This is a genomic window from Mesorhizobium sp. M2A.F.Ca.ET.067.02.1.1 (assembly GCF_004023285.1).
In the GTDB taxonomy this organism is placed as follows: Bacteria; Pseudomonadota; Alphaproteobacteria; order Rhizobiales; family Rhizobiaceae; genus Mesorhizobium.
In genome coordinates, this window is the sequence record NZ_RZSB01001199.1 from 1 (window position 1) to 1,059 (window position 1,059).

Here is a 1,059-nt window from a genome sequence, read left to right on the forward strand (position 1 = left end):
CAAGGCCTTTTTCGACTGCCATCTGATGATCGCGCCGGCCGATCCTTACCTGGCGGCTTTCGCCGAGGCCGGCTGCGACGGCATGACGGTGCATGCCGAGGCCGGGCCGCATCTCGACCGCTCGCTGCAGACCATCAAGAGCCTCGGCAAGAAAGCCGGCGTTTCGCTGAACCCGGCGACGCCGGAGACGGCGATCGAATATGTGCTCGACCGGCTCGACCTGATCCTGATCATGACCGTCAATCCGGGGTTCGGCGGGCAGGCCTTCATCCCGGCGATCGTCGACAAGGTGAGCCGGGTGAAGGCGCTGATCGGCAGCCGGCCGATCCATATCGAGATCGACGGCGGCGTCTCGGCCGAGACCGCACCGCTGGTGACCGCGGCCGGCGCCAATGTGCTGGTGGCGGGCGCCGCCGTCTTCAAGGGCGGCAGCGTCGAAGCCTACAGGACAAACATTGAAGCGATTCGCACGGCTGCCGACAAGGCTGCCAGTTAATATACAACCGGCCCGCCTCTCGCCCGAGTTGCAAGGCCGAAGCGCTCATTGAACGACTGTTCAGTATATATAACGTCGTACGGAAACAGCGGTTTCTTTGTCGAGATTCTACTTCAAACATTCAATAGACCATCCGCCTTGTCTTAAAGTCGAATATCATCATCTACCGCTTGAGCCCCCCTTGCCCGGCTGTATGATATATGTACGGGAAATTGCTTGACCGAGGGGCCCTGACAAAACTGGGCAAGCAATAGGAGTTCATTTGACACACGGAACTGCCGATCCGGGCGACGGCAAGGGCGCCAAGAGCACGCTGGCCAGTTCAGTGTACCAACAGCTCCGCGACGATCTTTTGCGCGGCGCGCTGGAGGCTGAGAGCAAGCTGCGTGTCGAGTGGGTCGTTTCGCGCTACGGGGCGGGCGCCTCACCGGTGCGCGAGGCCCTCAACCGCCTTGCCGCCGAGGGCCTGCTCGGGCGGCATGACCAGCGCGGCTTCTTCCTCATGCCGGTCGGCGCCGCGGAACTGGAGGAATTGACGCGGACGCGCTGCTGGCTGGAGGAAC

Annotated in this window: 2 protein-coding genes; both read left to right on the top strand. The window is 62.5% G+C overall.

Going from position 1 to position 1,059, the window contains the following annotated elements; genetic code table 11:
• A partial coding sequence (locus tag EOA28_RS36710; RefSeq protein ID WP_128315890.1) for a ribulose-phosphate 3-epimerase occupies window positions 1–496 on the top strand: 496 nt, incomplete at its 5' end.
• Window positions 497–758: 262 nt separating this feature from the next.
• Window positions 759–1,059: GntR family transcriptional regulator (locus tag EOA28_RS36715; protein ID WP_148671146.1), on the top strand; the 301-nt coding region annotated here is incomplete at its 3' end.